The 19,289-nt window shown below is 67.0% G+C and carries 22 protein-coding genes; 17 read left to right on the top strand and 5 right to left on the bottom strand.

The features are described from left to right. The first annotated feature begins 2 nt into the window (after positions 1-2). From J7346_RS03305 to J7346_RS03285, 5 genes are all read left to right on the top strand, one after another. On the top strand, positions 3-1,415 hold the full coding sequence (locus J7346_RS03305) for a sigma-54 dependent transcriptional regulator (RefSeq protein ID WP_209117733.1): 1,413 nt from the start codon (positions 3-5) through the stop codon (positions 1,413-1,415). Beyond that, positions 1,415-2,278 (top strand): D-amino-acid transaminase, encoded by an 864-nt coding sequence (locus J7346_RS03300; RefSeq protein ID WP_209117731.1) that lies wholly within the window; start codon positions 1,415-1,417, stop codon positions 2,276-2,278. The genes J7346_RS03305 and J7346_RS03300 overlap by 1 nt, the downstream gene beginning before the upstream one ends. 106 nt (positions 2,279-2,384) lie before the next feature. Next, positions 2,385-2,627: an RNA chaperone Hfq gene (hfq, locus tag J7346_RS03295; RefSeq protein ID WP_123286626.1), complete on the top strand. Its 243-nt coding sequence runs from the start codon at positions 2,385-2,387 to the stop codon at positions 2,625-2,627. Between the two features lie 90 nt (positions 2,628-2,717). Beyond that, complete coding sequence (hflX, locus tag J7346_RS03290) at positions 2,718-4,031, top strand: GTPase HflX (RefSeq protein ID WP_209117729.1); 1,314 nt, start codon at positions 2,718-2,720, stop codon at positions 4,029-4,031. Between the two features lie 71 nt (positions 4,032-4,102). Continuing rightward, a complete protein-coding gene (locus J7346_RS03285; protein WP_209117727.1) occupies positions 4,103-5,230 on the top strand; it encodes a GNAT family N-acetyltransferase in 1,128 nt (375 codons plus the stop codon). 6 nt (positions 5,231-5,236) lie between these two features. Here J7346_RS03285 and J7346_RS03280 read toward each other — a convergent pair whose 3' ends face one another. Genes J7346_RS03280 through J7346_RS03270 form a run of 3 tightly spaced genes read right to left on the bottom strand, consistent with a single transcriptional unit; the run spans position 5,237 to position 7,788 of the window. Beyond that, entirely contained in the window at positions 5,237-5,593 is a 357-nt protein-coding gene (locus J7346_RS03280) for a HEAT repeat domain-containing protein (RefSeq protein ID WP_209117725.1), read from the bottom strand. Further along, entirely contained in the window at positions 5,593-6,390 is a 798-nt protein-coding gene (gene mazG / locus J7346_RS03275) for a nucleoside triphosphate pyrophosphohydrolase (RefSeq protein ID WP_209117723.1), read from the bottom strand. Before mazG ends, J7346_RS03280 begins: the two co-directional genes overlap by 1 nt. 9 nt (positions 6,391-6,399) lie before the next feature. Then, entirely contained in the window at positions 6,400-7,788 is a 1,389-nt protein-coding gene (locus tag J7346_RS03270; protein ID WP_209117721.1) for an MFS transporter, read from the bottom strand. 111 nt (positions 7,789-7,899) lie between these two features. Between J7346_RS03270 and J7346_RS03265 the strand changes: the two genes are divergently transcribed. From J7346_RS03265 to ygiD, 4 genes are all read left to right on the top strand, one after another. Then, positions 7,900-8,793: a D-alanyl-D-alanine carboxypeptidase family protein gene (locus J7346_RS03265; protein WP_209117719.1), complete on the top strand. Its 894-nt coding sequence runs from the start codon at positions 7,900-7,902 to the stop codon at positions 8,791-8,793. Beyond that, the gene (locus tag J7346_RS03260; RefSeq protein ID WP_209117717.1) at positions 8,790-9,239 is read left to right on the top strand and encodes a hypothetical protein; all 450 of its coding nucleotides are present in this window, start codon (positions 8,790-8,792) and stop codon (positions 9,237-9,239) included. The genes J7346_RS03265 and J7346_RS03260 overlap by 4 nt, the downstream gene beginning before the upstream one ends. A gap of 86 nt (positions 9,240-9,325) precedes the next feature. Further along, positions 9,326-9,928: an NAD(P)H:quinone oxidoreductase gene (gene wrbA / locus J7346_RS03255; protein ID WP_209117715.1), complete on the top strand. Its 603-nt coding sequence runs from the start codon at positions 9,326-9,328 to the stop codon at positions 9,926-9,928. 2 nt (positions 9,929-9,930) lie between these two features. Further along, a complete protein-coding gene (gene ygiD, locus J7346_RS03250; RefSeq protein WP_209117713.1) occupies positions 9,931-10,686 on the top strand; it encodes a 4,5-DOPA dioxygenase extradiol in 756 nt (251 codons plus the stop codon). Here ygiD and J7346_RS03245 read toward each other — a convergent pair whose 3' ends face one another. Then, positions 10,687-11,085 (bottom strand): DoxX family protein, encoded by a 399-nt coding sequence (locus J7346_RS03245; protein ID WP_209117711.1) that lies wholly within the window; start codon positions 11,083-11,085, stop codon positions 10,687-10,689. A 74-nt stretch (positions 11,086-11,159) separates the two neighbouring features. Next, positions 11,160-12,722, bottom strand: coding sequence for an AMP-binding protein (locus J7346_RS03240; protein ID WP_209117709.1), 1,563 nt, complete (start codon positions 12,720-12,722; stop codon positions 11,160-11,162). 173 nt (positions 12,723-12,895) lie between these two features. Between J7346_RS03240 and lipA the strand changes: the two genes are divergently transcribed. From lipA to J7346_RS03200, 8 genes are all read left to right on the top strand, one after another. Further along, positions 12,896-13,870, top strand: a complete 975-nt coding sequence (gene lipA, locus J7346_RS03235; protein WP_226633877.1) for a lipoyl synthase — start codon at positions 12,896-12,898, stop codon at positions 13,868-13,870. 7 nt (positions 13,871-13,877) lie between these two features. Then, positions 13,878-14,330, top strand: a complete 453-nt coding sequence (locus J7346_RS03230) for a type II toxin-antitoxin system RatA family toxin (protein ID WP_209117705.1) — start codon at positions 13,878-13,880, stop codon at positions 14,328-14,330. Continuing rightward, the gene (locus tag J7346_RS03225; protein WP_209117703.1) at positions 14,327-15,436 is read left to right on the top strand and encodes an NAD(P)/FAD-dependent oxidoreductase; all 1,110 of its coding nucleotides are present in this window, start codon (positions 14,327-14,329) and stop codon (positions 15,434-15,436) included. The genes J7346_RS03230 and J7346_RS03225 overlap by 4 nt, the downstream gene beginning before the upstream one ends. Further along, positions 15,429-16,463 carry a GNAT family N-acetyltransferase gene (locus tag J7346_RS15185; protein ID WP_209117701.1) on the top strand — a complete coding sequence of 345 codons (1,035 nt, stop codon included), beginning with the start codon at positions 15,429-15,431 and terminating at the stop codon, positions 16,461-16,463. The genes J7346_RS03225 and J7346_RS15185 overlap by 8 nt, the downstream gene beginning before the upstream one ends. A 109-nt stretch (positions 16,464-16,572) precedes the next feature. Continuing rightward, on the top strand, positions 16,573-16,755 hold the full coding sequence (gene rpmF / locus J7346_RS03215; RefSeq protein ID WP_209117699.1) for a 50S ribosomal protein L32: 183 nt from the start codon (positions 16,573-16,575) through the stop codon (positions 16,753-16,755). 111 nt (positions 16,756-16,866) lie between these two features. Further along, entirely contained in the window at positions 16,867-17,484 is a 618-nt protein-coding gene (locus J7346_RS03210) for a hypothetical protein (protein WP_209117697.1), read from the top strand. Positions 17,485-17,557: 73 nt separating this feature from the next. Continuing rightward, positions 17,558-18,835, top strand: coding sequence for a phosphopyruvate hydratase (eno, locus tag J7346_RS03205; RefSeq protein WP_209117695.1), 1,278 nt, complete (start codon positions 17,558-17,560; stop codon positions 18,833-18,835). Between the two features lie 113 nt (positions 18,836-18,948). Next, entirely contained in the window at positions 18,949-19,269 is a 321-nt protein-coding gene (locus J7346_RS03200) for a septum formation initiator family protein (RefSeq protein ID WP_209117693.1), read from the top strand. Positions 19,270-19,289: the final 20 nt, after the last annotated feature.

Genomic DNA, 19,289 nt, shown 5'->3' with positions numbered 1-19,289 from the left:
CCATGAAAAACAACGGAGCCGATATTCTGGTCGTCGACGACGAGGCCGACATCCGCGACCTGGTCGCCGGCCTGCTGGAAGACGAGGGGCATTCGATCCGTACCGCCTCCAACTCGGACGAAGCGCTTGCCGCCATCCGGGCACGCAAGCCGTCGCTGGCCCTGCTGGATATCTGGATGCAGGGCGGCGGCATGGACGGGTTGGAGCTGCTCGACATCATCCGGACCATCGACCCGGACCTGCCGGTCGTGATGATTTCCGGCCATGGCAACATCGAAACCGCCGTCAGCGCCCTGCAGCGCGGCGCCTACGACTTCATCGAAAAGCCGTTCAAGTCGGACCGTCTGGTGGTGGTCATCCAGCGGGCGCTGGAGGCGGCGGCCCTGAAGCGGGAGAACCGCCAGCTGCGCGCCCAGGCCATGACCCCGACCGGGATCATCGGCAAGTCGGCGGCGGCCGCCACCCTGCGCAGCACCATCTCCAAGGTCGCGCCGGCCAACAGTCGCGTGCTGATTTCGGGCCCGCCCGGATCGGGCAAGGAGCTGGTCGCCCGCCAGATTCACGAGGCAAGCCCGCGCGCCCGGTCCGAATTCGTGGCCATCGCCGCCGCCGGCATGACGCCCGAGCGCCTCGACCTCGAGCTGTTCGGCGAGGAGGGGGTGGACGGTCGCCCCAGCAAGATCGGCGTGTTCGAACGCGCCCACAACGGCACCCTCTATCTCGACGAGGTCGCCGACATGCCCCGCGAGAGCCAGAGCCGTATCCTGCGCGTGCTGGTCGAACAGCGCTTCCGGCGGGTGGGCGGTGAGCAGGACGTCCAGGTCGATGTGCGGGTCATCACTTCGTCCTCCCGTGACCTGAAGCAGGAAATCGACGAGGGCCGCTTCCGTGAGGACCTGTTCCACCGACTGGCCGTGGTGCCGATCCGCGTCCCGCCCCTGTCGGAACGGCGCGAGGATATCGCCGAGATGATCGAGCACTTCACCGAGACCATCTGCGTGTCCCAGGGCCTGCCCCGGCGCCGTATCGGCGAGGATGCGGTGGCCGTGATGCAGGTCAATCCCTGGCCCGGCAATGTCCGCCAGCTGCGCAACAACATCGAGCGGCTGCTGATCCTGGCCACGGGCGACCCGTCGGAACCGATCACCGCCGACATGCTGCCGCAGGACGGGCCCGCCGATAACGGCACCCTGTCGATGGGCAATGAGCGCATCATCGCCCTGCCGCTGCGCGAGGCGCGCGAGGTGTTCGAGCGCGAATATCTGTCGGCCCAGATCATGCGCTTCGGCGGCAATATCTCGCGCACCGCAGGCTTCATCGGCATGGAACGCTCGGCCCTGCACCGCAAGCTGAAGTCGCTGGGCGTATCGCCCGCCCGCGGCGGCGATGACGAAGGGGAGGGTGACGAGGCCTGATGTCCCGCATTGCCTACGTCAACGGGGTCTACAGCCCCCACGGAGAGGCCGTCGTCCACATTGAGGACCGGGGCTTCCAGTTCGCCGACGGCGTCTATGAGGTCTGGTCGGTGTTCGATGGCCTGCTGGCCGACTTCGACGGCCATATGACCCGGCTGCAGCGCAGCCTGTCCGAACTGCGCATCCGGATGCCGATGACGCCCCAGGCCCTGACCATCGTGCTCAAGGAGACCATTCGCCGGAACCGCGTCGACAACGGCATCGTCTATCTGCAGATCACCCGCGGCACCGCCCGGCGGGACCACCCCTTTCCGCCGGCCGACACCGCGCCCAGTGTAATCGTGACCTCGCGCCGCGTGGATCAGGTCAAGGCCGAGGCCCAGGCGAAGAAGGGCGTGGCGGTCGTCACCAGGCCGGACATGCGCTGGGGCCGGTGTGACATCAAGACGGTCGGCCTGCTGCCGAATGTGCTCGCCAAGCAAGCGGCGCGCGAGGTCGGCGCCTATGAAAGCTGGCTGGTCGACGAACTGGGGCTGGTGACGGAGGGCACCTCGACCAACGCCTGGATCATCGATGCGAACGGCGTGCTGCGCACACGTGACACCCAGGCCAACATCCTGCGCGGTTGCACCCGCTCGACCCTGATGGAGATCATCAAGGCCGAAGGCATCCCGTTCGAGGAGCGCGCCTTCACCGTCGAGGAGGCAAAGGGCGCACAGGAAGCCTTCTTCACCGCCGCAGGCGCCTTCGTGCTGCCCGCCATTTCCATTGACGGCGTAAAGATCGGCACCGGAAAGCCCGGTCCGATCACCCGCCGCCTGCGCGAGGCGTACCTTGAGGCCGCGCGGGAGAATGCCGTCTGATGCGGCGGTTGCCGTGACCGGTGCCGGTGACTAAGGTCACGCCGTCGCTTCGCGGCTCCGGCAGCCTCCCTGCGCCGGAAACAATCAAGAACAGGATCAACCTGCCATGTCGCAAGACAAGCGTCAGAACCTTCAGGACACCTTCCTCAACACGGTCCGCAAGACCAAGACCCCGCTGACCATCTTCCTCGTCAACGGCGTCAAGCTGCAGGGCATCGTGACCTGGTTCGACAATTTCTGCGTGCTGCTGCGTCGCGATGGCCAGTCGCAATTGGTCTACAAGCACGCCATCTCCACCATCATGCCCTCGGCTCCGGTCGATCTGCGCGAGCCCGAAGATCAGGACTGATCTGTCCGGTCCGGTTTCTGAGGGAGCCTGTGGTCCTGTCCGTTCGTTTGCGGACGGGATGACCCTGTCCTCTTCTTGTCCGGAACCCGCGTGCCGACGCCCCTGATCGATCATACCGCTCCGCCCGTTCGGGCGCTCGTCCTTCATCCTGACCGCGCTGCGGGCAGTGCGTCCGCACGTCGCCCGCACGACCGGCTGGACGAAGCCGTCGGCCTGGCCGAGGCGCTGGACCTCGACGTTCGCGGCCAGGAAGTCATCACCCTTCGCCGTACGACGCCCGCCACCCTGTTCGGCTCGGGCAAGGTCGAGGAGATGGCCGCTCTGGTCCGGGCCGCCGAGGCCGAGGTCGTCGTCATCGACGATGCCCTGACCCCGGTGCAGCAGCGCAATCTGGAGAAGGCCTGGGAGGCCAAGGTCATCGACCGTACCGGCCTGATCCTCGAGATCTTCGGCCGACGCGCCCGCACGCGGGAGGGGCGCCTGCAGGTCGAGCTGGCGCGGCTGGAGTACGAACGCTCGCGCCTCGTCCGCACCTGGACCCACCTGGAACGCCAGCGCGGCGGCACGGGCTCGACCGGCGGTCCGGGTGAAACCCAGATCGAGCTGGACCGCCGCCTGATCGCCGACCGCATCGTCAAGCTGAAGGGCGACCTGCAGGATGTGCGCCGCACGCGCGGGCTGCACCGCACGGCCCGCAAGAAGGTGCCGTTCCCGACGGTCGCCCTGGTTGGCTATACCAATGCGGGCAAGTCGACCCTGTTCAACCACCTGACGGGGGCAGAGGTCATGGCGAAGGACCTGCTTTTCGCCACCCTGGATCCGACCCAGCGTCTGATCCGCCTGCCGCAGGGGCGCTCGGCGCTGATCGCTGACACCGTGGGCTTCATCTCTGACCTGCCCCACGAGCTGGTCGAGAGCTTCCGCGCCACGCTGGAAGAGGTGGCCGAGGCCGACCTGATCCTGCACGTACGCGACATCTCCAGCCCGGAGACCGAGGCGGAGGCAAAGGACGTCGAGACCGTGCTGGCCCGGATCAGCCCGGCAGACGGCGAGGACGAAGGCACGCTTCAGGCCCGCACGCTTGAGGTCTGGAACAAGATCGACCGACTGGACGCCGACAGCCGGACGGCCATGGTCGCGCGGTCCGAGGTCGAGGGCGCCGTCGCGGTCTCGGCCCTGACGGGTGAGGGCCTCGAGGCCCTGCGTCAGGCCATCGCGGAACGCATCGACACCGATGCGGAAATCCACCTGACGCTCGAACCCCAGGACGGAGAGGCGCTGGCCTGGCTATACGAGCATGGCCGCATCACGGAGCGCAGCTCAGACCCGGAGGGCCGCACCCGGCTGACCGTTCGCCTGTCGGAACCGGCGCTCGGGCGGTACCAGAGGCTGTTCACGGGCTGACCTCGCCAGAGCGGCGAGGGATTTGCTGGGGCGATAGCTCCGATGGCCTTTTGCGCTGAAAGCCTCCCTGAATGGCACAGATTACCGCCACCCGCTGCCCTGCTGCCGCGCTGCCGGAGGCTGAGGCCGACGCCTGGCGTGCCTTTCAGAGACAGCAGCCGGCCTTTGCCAATCCGCTGATGGGACCCGACTTCGCCCGCGCCGTCGGGCGGGTGCGCGAGGATGCCGAGGTCGTCACCTATCGACGCAGCGATGAGATCGTGGGCTTCCTCGGTCTGCACCGTCGGCCCGGGGGGTTCGCCCGCCCGCTCGGCGTGCCCTTTGCCGACTATCATGCTCTCGTGACGGGGCCCGCTCCCGGATTCAAAGGTCGGGAAGCCCTGACTCTCGCGGGCGTGCGCGCCTTCCGCCACATCGGCCTGATCGATCCGTTCGGCCTGTTCGACAGCATTGCGGTCGGCCCCACGGCGTTTGCCATCGCACTGCCAGAGGGTCCGGACGCGCATCTGGAGGCTATTCGCGCCGCCAATCCAAAGCGGGCCAAGAACTATCGCCGCCTTCTGAACCGTCTGTCCGACGTGGGCCCCCTGAGGCTTCAGGCCAGTCGCGACCGTGCCGATTTCGATCAGTTGCTGGCGTGGAAGTCGGAGCAGTTTCGCCGGACGGGCCTGCAGGACGTGCTGCGTCCGGCCTGGGTCCGGGGGCTCATGTCAAGCCTGTTCGAGACCTACACGCCGCGCTTTGGCGGGCTGATGCTGACCCTGCACGCCGGGGACACCCTGGCCGGCGGGCATTTCGGCGTGATCGCGAATGGCATCTATCACCCCTGGATTGCGTCCACCAACCCGGCCCTTGTTGCCGCCTCGCCGGGCAACGCCTTCCTGGATCAGGTCATCCGCGCCATGCCCGATCTGGGCATTCGGGTCTATGACCTCGGCCCCGGGCACGACCACTACAAACAGCCCTTCTCCTCGACCCTGAAGTCGGTCGGTGTCGGGCTGACGCTGACCGACACCCGCGCAGGCGGGTTGATGACGATCGGCTCGACGGACTGGGCCTCGGGAGTCGATGCACCGCTGGCCAAGGTGCGGCGGCGCCTCGACCACATCGCGGCGGTCGATCCGACGGCGGCCGGGCGGGCCATGGCGCTGGTCGATGCCATGCGGGCTATCCCGAGACGTCTGGGCGGCGCCGACTGACCGCCCCTAGGGTCGCGGAGACCAGCCGAGAAAATGCGAGATGTCGTCTGCGGCGGCCTCGGCCTGACCACGCACTACGGACGATGGGTCGGTGAGGGCCGCCCGGACCAGCGGCTCGACCACAGTGCGATCCAGGGTGCGGAACTCGCGGGCGAGATGGCCGAAGCCCAGGATGGCATTGCCGCGCACCCATTCGTTCGGATGCGAGGTCAGGCGCACGCAGACGGATTCGGCCCAGTCACGGTCGGCATCCTCGCAGCCCATGGACACGGCGACCGGAACATAGGGCATTTTTTCCGGATCGTTCTCGACGATCAGCGCCTCGATGTCGGCGGGTGTCCAGTCAGCGGGCAGGGGGCCCATCAGCCGCGCTCCGCCACCTTGGCCGCATTCCACAGGGCATCCATTTCGGCGAGATCCGACTGGTCGGGCGTGCGGCCGTCCTTCGCCAGTTCCGCCTCGATGAAGGCGAACCGGCGGATGAATTTGGCATTGGCGCCGCGCAGCGCATCCTCGGGCTCGACGCCCAGCTTGCGCGCCAGATTGGCAAGGACGAACAGCAGGTCGCCAACCTCGTCCTTCATCCGCTCGCTGGACCCGGCGGCGATCTCGACCTTCAGCTCGGCGACCTCCTCGTCCAGCTTGGCAAAGACCTCGTCCGTCGACGGCCAGTCGAACCCGACCCGCGCCGCCCGCTTCGTCAGCTTGGCCGCCCGGGCCAACGCCGGCAGGCCGACCGGCACATCGTCCAGCACGCCATGCTGGGCCTTCGCCTTCCGCTCGGCGGCCTTGATGTCCTCCCACCGGGCCTTTTGCGAGACGGCATCCGCCCGTGCAGCCTCCTCGCCGAAGACATGCGGGTGGCGGCGCTCCAGCTTGTCGGCAATGGCGTTCGCCACGGCATCGAAGTCGAACAGGCCCTGCTCCTCGGCCATGCGGGCGTGGAAGACGACCTGGAACAGCAGGTCGCCCAGCTCGGACTTCAGCTCGTCATGGTCGCCGCGCTCGATGGCATCGGCGACCTCATAGGCTTCCTCCAGCGTATAGGGGGCGATGGTCGCAAACGTCTGTTCGACGTCCCACGGACAGCCGGTCACGGGGTCGCGCAGACGCACCATGATGGCCCGCAGCCGGTCGAGGGGGGAGGGGGATGCACTCATGGTCCCGACCTAGCCGGTCGCGCCGCGCGCATCCAGCGCCGCCCGGATTTCAGCATGGCGCTTCTGGTCCAGCGGATAGCGCCACAAGGCGAACGCTCCGACCACAAGGCACAGCGCCGGCAGGCCCGCAAACATGGCCTGAAGCCAGGCCAGGGCCGTGGCACTGTTCTGCCCGCCCAGCGCGGGATCGAAGCCGGTCATGCGCAGGCCCGCGAAGGTCATGACCGACACGGCGTACCCCAGCTTGGACGTAGCGGTCAGGATCGAGAACAGCAGGCCGGTGCGGTCCGCGCCCTCGTCCAGCCGGACCTGGTCGGCCACATCGGCCATCATGGCCCGCAGCAACAGGTCTCCCGAGGCAAAGGCCAGTCCCACCAGAGCCACCATCAGCCCGGCGACCAGCACCTCGGCATTACCCAGCCCGGCCGCTTCGGCCAGCGGCACGAGCACCGGTCCGGCAAAGCTGGCCAGCAGCAGGGTGACGGCGAAATAGACGCAGGCGAGCACAAGGGCCCCGTGCTTGCCCATCCGCACGGCCAGTGCACTCCAGACCGGCGCTCCGGCCAGACCGGCGACGAAATAGACCAGCAGCAGGATCGAGGTCTCGGCCCGCTCGAACCCGCGCACGGCCTCGAAGAAATAGAAGAACAGGGCGCCCACCACGCCGCGTGCAATGCCCAGCATCAGGTCGGCGGTCAGAAGCCGCTGCAGCACCGGCAGCCGGAACAGCTGCAGATAGGCAAACCGGCTGGCCCGGTCGGGGGTCGGCCCGTGCTTCGGCTCGGGCGTGAAGGCAAAGGTCACCGCCAGCGTCAGGGGCAGGGCCAAAATGATAAACAGCCCCTGCCAGCGCACCGCGGCCGCATAGTCCCCCAGCCCCAGATTCTGGACAAGGGCGGGGATCAGCAGCACGACCAGCACGCCAACGATGTTGGCGGTCTGCCACCAGCCGTAGATGCGGGATCTCTGGTCGTAGTCACTGGTCAGCGTCGAGGCCCAGCTGACCTGAGACAGCAGGCTGACGGAAAAGCCCAGCGACATCAGGACCAGCCAGACGGTCAGATAGGCGCCCCCGGCACCCGGCCGCACCATAAAAAGCATGCCGACCGCCAGCATCAGCAGCGGAGCCGCCAGTCCCATCCAGAGCCGATAGCGCCCGAACCGGCTGTGGGTGCGGTCGATCACCATGCCCAGCGCCGGGTCGACGAAGATGTCGGCCAGCCGGATGACCAGAAAGATCACCCCGACCAGCGCCAGATCCACGCCGACGTGGCTGGCATAGAACTCGGGCAGGGTCACATAGACGGGCAGGCCAAGCGCCGCATAGGGCAGGCAGGCGGCCGAGAAGGCAGCCAGCGTCCGGTTGGGCAGTCGGCGGGGCGGGGCGGCGGTCGACATGGGTATCCCCTCGATGACGGCACGAGTCGTCCGCCGTCCCTGTCATAGCGCGAATTCACCCGACGCAACTGCCCCCTTGCCCTCGGGGCCCGGCTGGGGCTTGCTCGGAGGATGACGAGGTTCGCAACAGTGCTGGTGGTCCTGCTGGTCGGTCTGGCCGGTCCTGCCCTGGCGCAGGAGGACTGTAATGCGGGCCCCGGCTCTCGGGGGATCGCCGTGGCCAACGGCTATTCGGCCGACTGGTTGATGTGGCAGCCGTTCGATCAGACGGAGCGCGGCTGGCTGACCTACCTGCCGCTGATCCAGAAGGAGATCGGCACACGTTGCGCCCCGGATACGCCCGGTTTCGCCCAGGCCCTTGCCACCTTCCAGAAACGCTATGATCGCGTTCCGAACGGTCTCTTCGACCGTGGCACCTTTCAGGTGTTCAAGGGGGTGTGGCAGGAACGCCGGCCCTTCGTCATGGCCCGGGTGGCCGACATCTGCCCCGAACCCCCGCCGCAGAGCGAACTCGGCTATCTTGATCCCGACGAGGAGCACGCTGACCGTATGGTGCGGCTGCTGCAATACGATGTCCTCAACGCCTACCGCCTCATGGTTCGCGCGGCCCGGGCCGAGGTTCCGGAGATCGCCGACAACCCCGAGCTTCTCCAGATCTTCTCCAGCTATCGCGATCCGGACGCCGACACGGCCCGGTGCGCGACCGAGGGGAACTGCGACGGTTTGCGGCGCGCGGCCTGTTCTCCCCACCGCACCGGCACGGCCATCGACATCTATGTCGGTCACCTTGCGGGGCATGGCGTCGACTCGACCCGCTGGGCCAACCGCAGGCACCAGTCGCGCGGCCCGGCCTATCGCTGGCTGGTGGAGAATGCCGCTCGCTTTGGCTTCGTGCCCTATGCCTACGAGCCCTGGCACTGGGAATGGACCGGCCCGACCACGGAAATCCTGAACTCCGGGCGACTGGCGCCCTATCCGCATACCTCGCCGCTGGCGGGCGAATGATCCGCACCCTCATGGACGGAGAGATCGCCCTGGCCCGCTCGGTCTTCGGCGAAAGGATCGACCTGGCGGCCATCCGGCTGGTGCGGCTGCCGACGTTTCTCAGGCGTGCTTTCGTACCCGGCCGGTTCGCCGGTCGCAGCTGGATCTTCTGGCCGGCCACGAGCTGGGACGAGGACCTTTCGCAAGGCCCCCTTCGCCGACGCGCCACCCTGGTCCATGAGCTGGTGCACGTCTGGCAAGCCCAGCAGGGCATCAATCTCCTGATCGGCAAGCTGAGGGCAGGGGACGGGCCGAAGGCCTACGCCTATCGCTGCGACGCTGATGTCGCGTGGGACGGACTGAACATCGAACAGCAGGCGTCGGTCGTCGAGCACCGCTACCTTCTGGCGCAGGGCGCAACCGTTCCGGGGTCCGACGCCTTCTATCAGCGGGTCTGCCCTTTCTGACTTTCTGGTCGGTGCCCCTTGACGGGGCGAGGGCATAGCCTATTTCGACACTGTTGCAGTTACATATCCGACTCAGGAGATTTCCCATGCCCAAGGTTCTGGTCCTCTATCATTCCACCTACGGCCACGTGGAGCGCATGGCCCAGGCCATCGCCGAGGGCGCGCGCGAGGTCGAAGGCGCGACCGTGGATATCAAGCGAGTCCCGGAACTGGTGCCCGAGGAGCTGGCGAAGAAGAGCGGCTACAAGCTCGACCAGGAAGCCCCCATCGCCAAGGTCGAGGACCTGGCCGACTATGACGCCATCCTGATCGGCGCCGGCACGCGCTACGGCACGGCGGCTTCGCAAATGCGGAACTTCCTCGACCAGACCGGCGGCCTGTGGGCCAACGGCAAGCTGGCCGGCAAGGTGGGCGGGGCCTTTACCTCGACCGCTACCCAGCACGGCGGCAATGAGATGACCCTCATCGGTCTGATCCAGACCATCATGCACCACGGCATGCTGGTGGTCGGCCTGCCCTACACCTGGCAGGGTCAAATGCGGATGGACGAGATCACCGGCGGCTCGCCCTATGGCGCGACCACCATCACCGACGGCGACGGCTCGCGCATGCCCAGCGACAATGAGCTTGAGGGCGCGCGCTTCCAGGGTCGGATCGCCGCGGAAACCGCCAAAAAGCTGTTCGGCTGACGATGGCGGCGCCCGCCCTCTTCTTCGGCCACGGTTCGCCCATGAACGCCCTGGGCGGCCCGTGGGCCGAGGGGTGGCGCCAGCTGGGGCAGGACCTCGGCAAGCCGCGAGGCGTGGTGATGATCTCGGCCCACTGGGAGACCCGTGGGTCAGCCGTCACTGCCATGGCGAGGCCCGAAACGATCCACGACTTTGGCGGTTTCCCGCCCGAACTGCATGCCTTTCAGTACCCCGCGCCCGGCTCTCCGGAGCTCGCGGCGCGGGTTGCCGACCTTACGGGCGCGACCCCCACGGACCAGTGGGGCCTCGACCACGGCACCTGGTCCGTGTTGGCCCATGTCTGGCCGGACGCCGATGTCCCGATCGTCCAGCTGTCGCTGGACCGCACCCTCGACGCGCAGGGCCACTATGACCTCGCCAAGGGCCTGAATGCCCTTCGGGACGAGGATATCGTCATCGCCGGATCCGGCGACTTTGTGCACAATCTGCGGACATGGAAGCGCGCGGGCGGCGAGCCCTACGACTGGGCGCTGACGTTCAACGAGGCGGTCAAGGCCGCCCTGGTCGCCGGGGATCACGGTCGCCTGATCCACTGGATGGACCTCGCGGACAACGCCGCGCTCAGCGTGCCCACGGACGAGCATTTCCTGCCGCTGCTCTATGTTGCGGCGCAGGCCCGGCCCGAAGATCCGGTCGCCTTTTTCAACGACCGGATCGAGGGCGGCTCGATTTCGATGACCGGGGTCCGGATCGGCTGATCAGCGCTTCTTCGCCAGCATGCCGTCGACGCTGAAGGCGCCCGGGCCGGCAAAGAAGATGAACAGGAACACCCAGCAGTAGAGCGCCGCCAGCTCGCCGCCGTTCACCAGCGGATACAGGCCACCCGACATGGCGTGAAACTGGAAGTAGGCCACGGCCATCATGCCCGACAGCAGGAAGGCGACCGGCCGGGTGAACAGGCCCAGCACGATCAGCGCCCCACCAACCAGCTCCAGCACACCGCCAATGCCCATCTGGCTCATCAGCTCGAACGGGCCGCGGGCCTCGGCCGGGAAGGAGAAGATCTTCTGGGCCCCGTGCTGCATGAACATGAGACCGGAAATGACCCGCAGCCCGGCAAGGGCCATCGGGCTGTGACGCTCAAGCGAATCGAACATGGTTTCAGCCTCCCTGAATTGTGCCGGGATACTGCAATAGCCAAGGTTCCAGATCAATCGCCGTTCGCGGACCCTCAGGCCGCCTCGGCCTCACCCTCGACCATGCGCTGGATGGCGACATAGTCGGTCTTTCCGGTGCCCAGAACCGGGACCTCGCTGACCTTCATGATCCGCTTGGGCACGGCCAGATCCGGCGCGCCGTGGCTGCGCGCCCATTCGGTCAGGCGTGATGCCTCGGCATCGATCCGGTCGGTGACCAGCACCAGCTTCTCGCCCTTGCGGCTGTCGGGAACCGCCACGACGGCGTGGCGTGACTCGGGCCAGACCGCGCTGGCCAGCCCCTCGACCGCCGTCAGGCTGATCATCTCGCCGCCGACCTTGGCGAAGCGTTTCACGCGACCCAGGATGCTGACATAGCCGTCGGCGTCGATGTCGACGATGTCGCCGGTGTCGTGCCAGCCGTCCTTGAGGGGCTCGAGCCGCTCGGGATCATCCTCGGCGATATAGCCCGCCATGACATTGGGACCGCGCAGGTAGAGCCTGCCGCCCGTCTCGATGCCGGGAACCGGATCGACCCGCCATTCCATATCGGGCAGCATCTGGCCGACGGTACCCGGCCGGTTGCGGTCCGGGTGATTGACCGCCACCACCGGCGCCGCTTCGGTCGCACCATAGCCCTCGAGCAGCTTCAGCCCGCCGAATTTGGTGTTGAACAGATGGTGCGTCTCGTCACGCACCCGCTCGGCGCCGGCGACCACGAACTGCAGGGTCGAGAAATCGTCCGGCCCCGCGACGCGCGCATACTGGTTCAGGAAGGTGTCGGTCGCGAACAGGATCGAGGCCTTCACCTCGGGCAGCAGTTCCACGATCTGCTTGGAGTGCAGGGGAGAGGGGTACTGGAACGCCTTCATCCCGGTCAGCAGCGGCAGCAGGACGCCGCCGGTCAGGCCGAAACAGTGGAAGGTCGGCAGCGGGTTGAACATCACCCAGTCGGGGTCGAGGTCGATGTGCGTCGCGACCTGGCGGACGTTCGAGACCATGTTCGACTGGCTCAGCATCACGCCCTTGGGGCTTCCGAAGCTGCCTGAGGTGAACAGGATGACGCCCGGGTCGGACGGGCGCGTCTCGACGCGGAACTGCTTGGGGAAGAAGCCGGCCATGAGGCCGAACAGCTTGTCGGGCAGGCCGATCGACTTGCGGATGTCGTCCAGCCAGACGATCTCGGCCACCTGTTCCAGGCTGTTGACGAGGTCCTCCAGCTTGGCCTGGCTGATGAAGCGCCGGGCCGACAGGATTTTCTTCACGCCCGCAGCGCGGACCGCCGCCTTCAGGTTCAATTCCCCCGAAGTGAAGTTGAGCATGACCGGCACCCGGCCCATGGCGTGCAGGCCATAAAAGGTCACGACCACGCCCGAGCTGGAGGGCAGCAGGATGGCCACGCGCTCGGCCGGCTCGGTCAGGGCGGCGATCTTGCGGCCCAGCACCATGGCCGCACGGATCAGGCCCGTATAGGTCAGGGGATTGCGGTCCTGGTCCTCGAGAATCGGCTTGTCGCCATACTTTTCGCGCGCCGCGATCAGGGCGTCGAAAATAGTCTCCTGAGCGGCCTTGGCGTGCATGTCAGCCGACAAACGCATCCTCCCTGTGAGGGGTCTGCGCCCCTCCTTGATAATCGGGGCAAACTAGAGAGCAGAACGCCGGTTGAAAAGATAAGTTACACGGCGTGAGGGGCCGTGCGACGCCCGCACGGCTTGCCATCCGGTTCCCGAAGGCCGACATAGCGGCTTCCGAGCCCTCCCGCCGCCCGCAATTGTCCGACGCCATGGTCACCCTGATCGATACCCTCCAGCGGTCCTCCGCCGAGCTGCGCCACCCGGAAAAGCGCAACCGGCCGGAATCGCCTGTGCTGCGCAAGCCCGACTGGCTGCGGGTCAAGGCACCCGGGTCGGGCCAGTACAATGCGACCAAATCCATCGTGAAGGACAAGGGCCTCGTCACCGTCTGCGAGGAAGCGGCCTGCCCCAACATCGGCGAGTGCTGGAGCCAGAAGCACGCCACGCTGATGATCATGGGCGACACCTGCACGCGGGCCTGCGCCTTCTGCAACGTCAAGACGGGCCTGCCCCAACCGCTCGACCCCGAGGAACCGGCCAAGGTCGGCCTGGCCGTGGCTCAGCTTGGCCTGAATCACGTCGTCATCACCTCTGTCGACCGGGATGATGTCGCTGACGGGGGCGCGGCCCACTTTGCCGAGGTCGTCCGCCAGATCCGCCTGCAGGCCCCGACCACGACGATCGAGATCCTGACGCCCGACTTCCTGCGCAAGGACGGCGCCGCCGAGGTCATGATCGACGCGAAGCCAGACGTGTTCAATCACAACCTGGAGACTGTCCCGCGCCTGTATCTGAAGATCCGCCCCGGCGCCCGCTACTTCCACTCCCTGCGCCTGCTGCAACAGGTGAAGGAACGCGACCCGAACCAGTTCACCAAGTCCGGCATCATGGTCGGACTGGGCGAGACCAAGGAAGAGGTCATGCAGGTGATGGACGACATGCGCTCGGCCGGCGTCGACTTCATCACTATCGGCCAGTACCTGCAGCCGACCCGCAAGCACGCGGCCATCGACCGGTTCGTGACGCCGGATGAGTTCAAGTCCTATGAGGCCATCGCGCGGGCCAAGGGCTTCCTGATGGTGTCGGCCTCGCCCCTGACCCGCAGCTCGCACCATGCGGGAGACGACTTCGCCCGGCTGAAGGCCGCACGTCTGGCACAGACGGGGCGCTAGTCGCGACTTGGCCGTCCATACCCTGACCCGAATCCTGCCCTATGCGCCGGACCAGCTGGCCGCGCTGGTGGCGGATGTGCGCGCCTATCCGGACTTCGTGCCCTGGGTGACGTCCATGCGGGTCTGGAACGAGCGGGAGGAGGCCGAGGGCGTCAGTCTGCTGGATGCCGAGGCGGGCGTCGGCTTTGCCTTCCTGAAAGAGCGGTTCTCCACCTGGGTTAGGCATGACCGCAATGCGCCCAAGGTCGAGGTCGGCCTGATCCGCGGGCCTTTCAAGCACCTGAAGAATCGCTGGGCCTTCTTTCCCCATCCGGACGGCACCCGGCTGGAGTTCATGATCGACTTCGCCTTTCGCTCGCCCATCCTCGACGCCATGCTCCGGGCCAATTTCGACCGCGCTGTCGACAGCCTGATCCGCAAGTTCGAGGCCGAGGCCGCGCGCCGCTACGGCCAGCCATGACATTCGACTTTGACGCTGTGGTCGTGGGAGCAGGCGCGGTCGGCCTGGCCTGCGGCTACGCGCTGAGCCAGCGGGGCCGGACGGTGCTGGTTCTTGAGAAGCAAGACCACATCGGTCAGGGCGTGTCCTCGCGGAACAGCGAGGTCATCCACGGCGGGCTCTACTATCCGACCGGTTCGCTGAAGGCGCAGGCCTGCGTCGAGGGACGGCGGCGCCTGTACGCCTTCCTCGACAGCCACAAGGTCGACTACTGGAAGTGCGGCAAGCTGGTCGTGGCGACCGAGGCGGCCGAGGTCCCGCGCATCGAGGCGATCTTCGAACAGGCCACCATCAACGGCGTCGAGGGCCTGGAGCATCTGACCGGCGATCAGGCCCGGGCGCTCGAGCCCGCGCTCAACGCCCACGCTGCCATTTTGTCGCCGGAGAGCGGCGTGTTCGACAGCCACGGCTATATGTCGGCCCTGGAGGGTGAGATCACTGCGGCCGCGGGTGCGGTCGTCATTTCAGCCCCGTTCGAGGGCGCCGAGCCGCTTGCGGACGGCGGCTTTTCGATTCGGGTCGGCGGAGAGGGGGCCATGACCGTCACGACCCGCCAGCTGGTCACCGCGCCCGGCCTGTCGGCCCAGTCGGTTGCTGCGGCTATCGAAGGCTACCCTGCCGACCGGATTCCCGAGGGCCACTATGGCAAGGGCATCTACTTCCGCCTGACCGGACCGGCCCCGTTCAACCGTTTGATTTATCCGCCGCCGATCAAGGGCGCGTTGGGAACCCACTATCGCAAGGATCTGGGCGGGCAGGGGGTGTTCGGGCCGGACCTCGCCTTCGTCGAGACTGAGGACTATTCGGTCGATCCCGCCAAGCGCGACACCTTTGCCCATTATATCCGTCGCTTCTGGCCGGATGTGGATGCCGAACGTCTGGTCCCGGACTATGCCGGCATCCGGCCGAAGCTGCACGGCCCGGGCGAGGACCAGCCCGACTTCCAGATCCACGGCGCCGAAGTCCACGGCCTCGAAGGCCTGATCGCCCTGTTCGGCATCGAAAGCCCGGGCCTGACCAGTTCGCTGGCGCTGGGCGAGATCGTCGCGGACAGGCTGGATGACTGAGTTTCGTCCCGCCACGCCGGCAGATCTGGCCCCGCTGCACGCCCTGGTGCATGCCGCCTACCGCGGCGACAGCGCCCGGCGCGGCTGGACGCATGAGGCCGACCTGCTGGACGGCAACCGGATCGACCGGGGCTCGCTGATGGCCGCCCTGTCGGCTTCGGATCAGGTCGTACTGGTCGCCGAGACCGCCGCCGGCTTGACCGGCTGCGTCCATGTCACCGACCGGGGCGAGGGGCTCGCCTATCTCGGCATGCTGACTGTTGACCCCACCCTCCAGGCCCAGGGCACGGGCCGCCGGCTGATCGCCGCGGCAGAGGGCCATGCCCTTCGGCATTTCGGGGCGCGTCGGATGGAGATGACGGTCATCGTGCACCGGAATGAGCTGATCGCCTGGTACGAGCGGCGGGGCTATCGGCGCACGGGCGAGACCCGGCCCTTTCCCGCCACCGACCCTCGCTTCGGCCTGCCCCGGCGCGATGATCTGGCCTTCACCGTGCTGGAAAAGCCGCTCGACCGCATCCTCACCGACCGCCTGACGCTTCGGCCCGCGCGCCCCGATGACCTTGACGCCCTGCACGCCATCTTCACGCGTCCCGAGGCCATGACCTGGTGGTCATCGCCCCCACACCAGACGCTGCAGGAGACGCGCGACTGGCTGGACAGCATGCTCGCCAACCAGCATTCCGGCCTCGACTTCCTGATCGAGCGGGACGGGCAGGTGATCGGCAAGGCCGGTTTCTGGAAGGCGGCGGACATCGGCTACATCCTGCATCCCGATCATTGGGGGCAGGGCATCGCCCGCGAGGCGGTGACCGCCGTGCTCACCCGGCTGTTCGCCGTGACGGACCACGATCAGGCGACGGCGGACGTCGATCCGGAGAATCGCGCCTCGATTCGCCTGCTGGAGACCCTGGACTTTCGAAAGACCGGCTTTGCCGAGCGGACCTGGCATGTCGGCGGCGAGTGGAAGGACAGCCTGTACTACGCCGTTTCGCGTGCAGACTGGCAGGCGCGCCCGGGCGCTTGAACTCTGCGGCGTGTTGAGGCATAAGCCGCCCTCCGCTGGCGGCTCTTCTGGGCCGCCGCAACTGTTTTCGCGCCCGATCGGGCGCCCCTAACCGAGAATTGAGACGGAAATGGCCGTTCCGAAGCGCAAAGTATCCCCCTCGCGTCGCAACATGCGTCGCGCCCACGATTCGCTGGGCACCAATGCCTATGTCGAGGACAAGGACACGGGCGAGCTGAAGCGTCCCCACCACATCGACCTGAAGACCGGCACCTATCGCGGTCGTCAGGTGCTGACGCCCAGCGAAGACTAGGGTCTTCCACGCCGACCCTCGCGGGGGACGGACAGATATGCGATTCAAGCGCCGTCCGGGCACCGGGCGGCGCTTTCTGCGTTCCGGTCTGAACCCACAAGGAGTTCCCCCATGCGCCATCCCCCTCGCACCATCCTCGGCACCGTCGGCGCCATCGCCCTCATGGCGGCCTGCAGCCCCGAGACCGAGACCCCGACCGAACCGACCGCACCGCCTGCCGCGACCGATCCCACCGTCGGCGACACCACGGCTGTGAGCCTGACGGGCGAGGGCTGGGGTCCCCTGCGCATCGGCATGACCCGGGCCGAGGTCGTCGAGGCGCTGGGCGAGGATGCCAATCCGGACGCCGTCGGCGGGCCCGACCCTGAATCCTGCGACCAGTTCCGCCCCGAGCGCGCGCCTGAGGGCATGTTGCTGATGGTGGAGAACGGGGTGCTGACCCGGATTTCGATCTCGGAGCCCTCGGACCTGATGACCGACAAGGGCCTGCGTGTCGGAGACACCGCCGAGCGCGTGAAGGGCGCCTATGGCGATCAGGCGCGGGTCACCCCGCACAAATATCAGGACGCCCCCGCCGAGTATGTCACCGTCTGGAGCCGAGGCGGCGGCGAGGACTATGTCCAGGACACGCAGGCGCGCGGCATTGTCTATGAGATCAGTCGTGACGGCACCGTGATGGCTATCCACGCCGGTGGCCCCTCGATCCAGTATGTCGAGGGCTGTGCCTGAGGCTGATTGGCGTTTGGTCGGGGCTGCGCTAAACCCCGCGACCTGATCCTTTCGCAGCCCCGAGCCGAACGCCATGACCGACATCGCCGACATCACTGCCCGCCAGATCCTCGACAGCCGCGGAAACCCCACGGTCGAGGTCGATGTGACCCTGGAGGACGGCGCCTTTGGTCGGGCTGCGGTGCCGTCCGGCGCCTCTACGGGCGCCCATGAGGCGGTGGAACTGCGTGACGGCGACAAGTCGCTGTGGGGCGGCAAAGGCGTGATGAAGGCGGTCGACGCCGTCAACGGCGAAATCTTCGACGCCCTGAGCGGCATGGACGCCGAGGATCAGCGCCGCATCGACGAAACCCTGATCGGTCTGGACGGCACGGCGAACAAGGGCCGTCTCGGCGCCAATGCCATTCTGGGCGTGAGCCTGGCCTGCGCCCGCGCCAGCGCTGTATCCGCAGGACTGCCCCTGCACCGCTACATCGGCGGCGTCTCGGCCCGCATCCTGCCGACCCCGATGATGAACATCATCAACGGCGGGGCGCACGCCGACAATCCGATCGACATCCAGGAATTCATGATCCTGCCGACGGGCGCCGAGAGCTTCTCGGAAGGCCTGCGCATGGGCACCGAAATCTTCCATGCGCTGAAGAAGGCGCTGAAGGATGCCGGCCACAACACCAATGTCGGGGACGAGGGCGGTTTCGCCCCCAATTTGGCGTCGGCCGAGGCGGCGCTGGAGTTCATCACCAGGGCCGGGCAAGCCGCCGGCTATCTGGCGGGTGAGGACTTCCACCTCGGGCTCGACGTGGCCTCCACCGAGTTCTTCAAGGACGGGAAGTACCACCTTGAAGGCGAAGGCAAGACGCTCAACTCGGAAGGCATGGTCTCCTACCTCGCCGACCTGTGCGAGCGCTTCCCGATCGTCTCGATCGAGGATGGCTGCGGCGAGGACGACTTCGACGGCTGGAAGCTGCTGACGGACCGTCTGGGCGACAAGGTCCAGCTGGTCGGCGACGACCTGTTCGTGACCAACCCCGTGCGTCTGGCCGCCGGCATCGGCGAGGGGCTGGCCAACTCGATCCTGATCAAGGTCAATCAGATCGGCACGCTTTCCGAGACCCTGGATGCGGTCGATATGGCCCACCGTGCCGGCTACACCGCCGTCATGAGCCACCGTTCGGGCGAGACCGAGGATTCGACCATCGCCGATCTGGCCGTGGCCACCAACTGCGGACAGATCAAGACCGGCTCACTGGCCCGGTCGGACCGCACGGCCAAATACAACCAGTTGCTCCGTATCGAGGAAATGCTGGGTGACCAGGGTGTCTATTTCGGCGACGGGATGCTGCTGAAATAGGCCGCACTCGCCCCTGAAATCCTACGGCCAAGCTACGGTTCGTTAGGCATTTTCGTGCAGGTTCTGACAACCGTTTTTCACGCTCAGAAGGAGCGTTGTCAGTGCCTGAATGGATGAAGCCTTACCTCCCGTCCGCAGTCCTCGCGTTGAGCGTGCTCTATCTGGGCGTGCAGGCCCTGACCGGGCAGTACGGCCTGCTGACCGGAGACGAGCGCGCCGCCACCCTGGCCAAACGCGAGGCGGCTGCTGAACGTCTGGCCGCCGAGCGGCAGGATCTGGAACTGCGGGTTCGCTATCTGCAGACCAATCATCTGTCCCGCGACCTTCTGGAAGAGCGGGCCCGGGTGCTGCTCGGCTATGCCGACCCGGCCGATCACGTGATCCGGGTCAGCCTGCCTGCGCCCGCGGCAGACCGGTCTTCTCCTGCCCTCTAAACTAATGTTACAGCCCGGAC

Source organism: Brevundimonas sp. A19_0, from assembly GCF_017744255.1.
Taxonomy (GTDB): domain Bacteria; phylum Pseudomonadota; class Alphaproteobacteria; order Caulobacterales; family Caulobacteraceae; genus Brevundimonas.
The sequence above is the reverse complement of the archived record's forward strand: the minus strand, read 5'-3'. Positions and strand labels throughout refer to the sequence as shown.

Excerpts from the sequence above, each read along its gene's own strand:
- mazG (WP_209117723.1), bottom strand. The coding sequence starts at position 6,390 with ATGAGTGCATCCCCCTCCCCCCTCGACCGGCTGCGGGCCATCATGGTG.
- J7346_RS03225 (WP_209117703.1), top strand. The coding sequence starts at position 14,327 with ATGACATTCGACTTTGACGCTGTGGTCGTGGGAGCAGGCGCGGTCGGC.
- J7346_RS03245 (WP_209117711.1), bottom strand. The coding sequence starts at position 11,085 with ATGTTCGATTCGCTTGAGCGTCACAGCCCGATGGCCCTTGCCGGGCTG.
- J7346_RS03265 (WP_209117719.1), top strand. The coding sequence starts at position 7,900 with ATGACGAGGTTCGCAACAGTGCTGGTGGTCCTGCTGGTCGGTCTGGCC.
- J7346_RS03270 (WP_209117721.1), bottom strand. The coding sequence starts at position 7,788 with ATGTCGACCGCCGCCCCGCCCCGCCGACTGCCCAACCGGACGCTGGCT.
- eno (WP_209117695.1), top strand. The coding sequence starts at position 17,558 with ATGACCGACATCGCCGACATCACTGCCCGCCAGATCCTCGACAGCCGC.
- J7346_RS03280 (WP_209117725.1), bottom strand. The coding sequence starts at position 5,593 with ATGGGCCCCCTGCCCGCTGACTGGACACCCGCCGACATCGAGGCGCTG.
- ygiD (WP_209117713.1), top strand. The coding sequence starts at position 9,931 with ATGGCGGCGCCCGCCCTCTTCTTCGGCCACGGTTCGCCCATGAACGCC.
- J7346_RS03240 (WP_209117709.1), bottom strand. The coding sequence starts at position 12,722 with ATGCGTTTGTCGGCTGACATGCACGCCAAGGCCGCTCAGGAGACTATT.
- wrbA (WP_209117715.1), top strand. The coding sequence starts at position 9,326 with ATGCCCAAGGTTCTGGTCCTCTATCATTCCACCTACGGCCACGTGGAG.
- J7346_RS03200 (WP_209117693.1), top strand. The coding sequence starts at position 18,949 with ATGAAGCCTTACCTCCCGTCCGCAGTCCTCGCGTTGAGCGTGCTCTAT.
- J7346_RS03300 (WP_209117731.1), top strand. The coding sequence starts at position 1,415 with ATGTCCCGCATTGCCTACGTCAACGGGGTCTACAGCCCCCACGGAGAG.
- J7346_RS03260 (WP_209117717.1), top strand. The coding sequence starts at position 8,790 with ATGATCCGCACCCTCATGGACGGAGAGATCGCCCTGGCCCGCTCGGTC.
- J7346_RS03285 (WP_209117727.1), top strand. The coding sequence starts at position 4,103 with ATGGCACAGATTACCGCCACCCGCTGCCCTGCTGCCGCGCTGCCGGAG.
- rpmF (WP_209117699.1), top strand. The coding sequence starts at position 16,573 with ATGGCCGTTCCGAAGCGCAAAGTATCCCCCTCGCGTCGCAACATGCGT.
- J7346_RS03305 (WP_209117733.1), top strand. The coding sequence starts at position 3 with ATGAAAAACAACGGAGCCGATATTCTGGTCGTCGACGACGAGGCCGAC.
- J7346_RS15185 (WP_209117701.1), top strand. The coding sequence starts at position 15,429 with ATGACTGAGTTTCGTCCCGCCACGCCGGCAGATCTGGCCCCGCTGCAC.
- hfq (WP_123286626.1), top strand. The coding sequence starts at position 2,385 with ATGTCGCAAGACAAGCGTCAGAACCTTCAGGACACCTTCCTCAACACG.
- J7346_RS03210 (WP_209117697.1), top strand. The coding sequence starts at position 16,867 with ATGCGCCATCCCCCTCGCACCATCCTCGGCACCGTCGGCGCCATCGCC.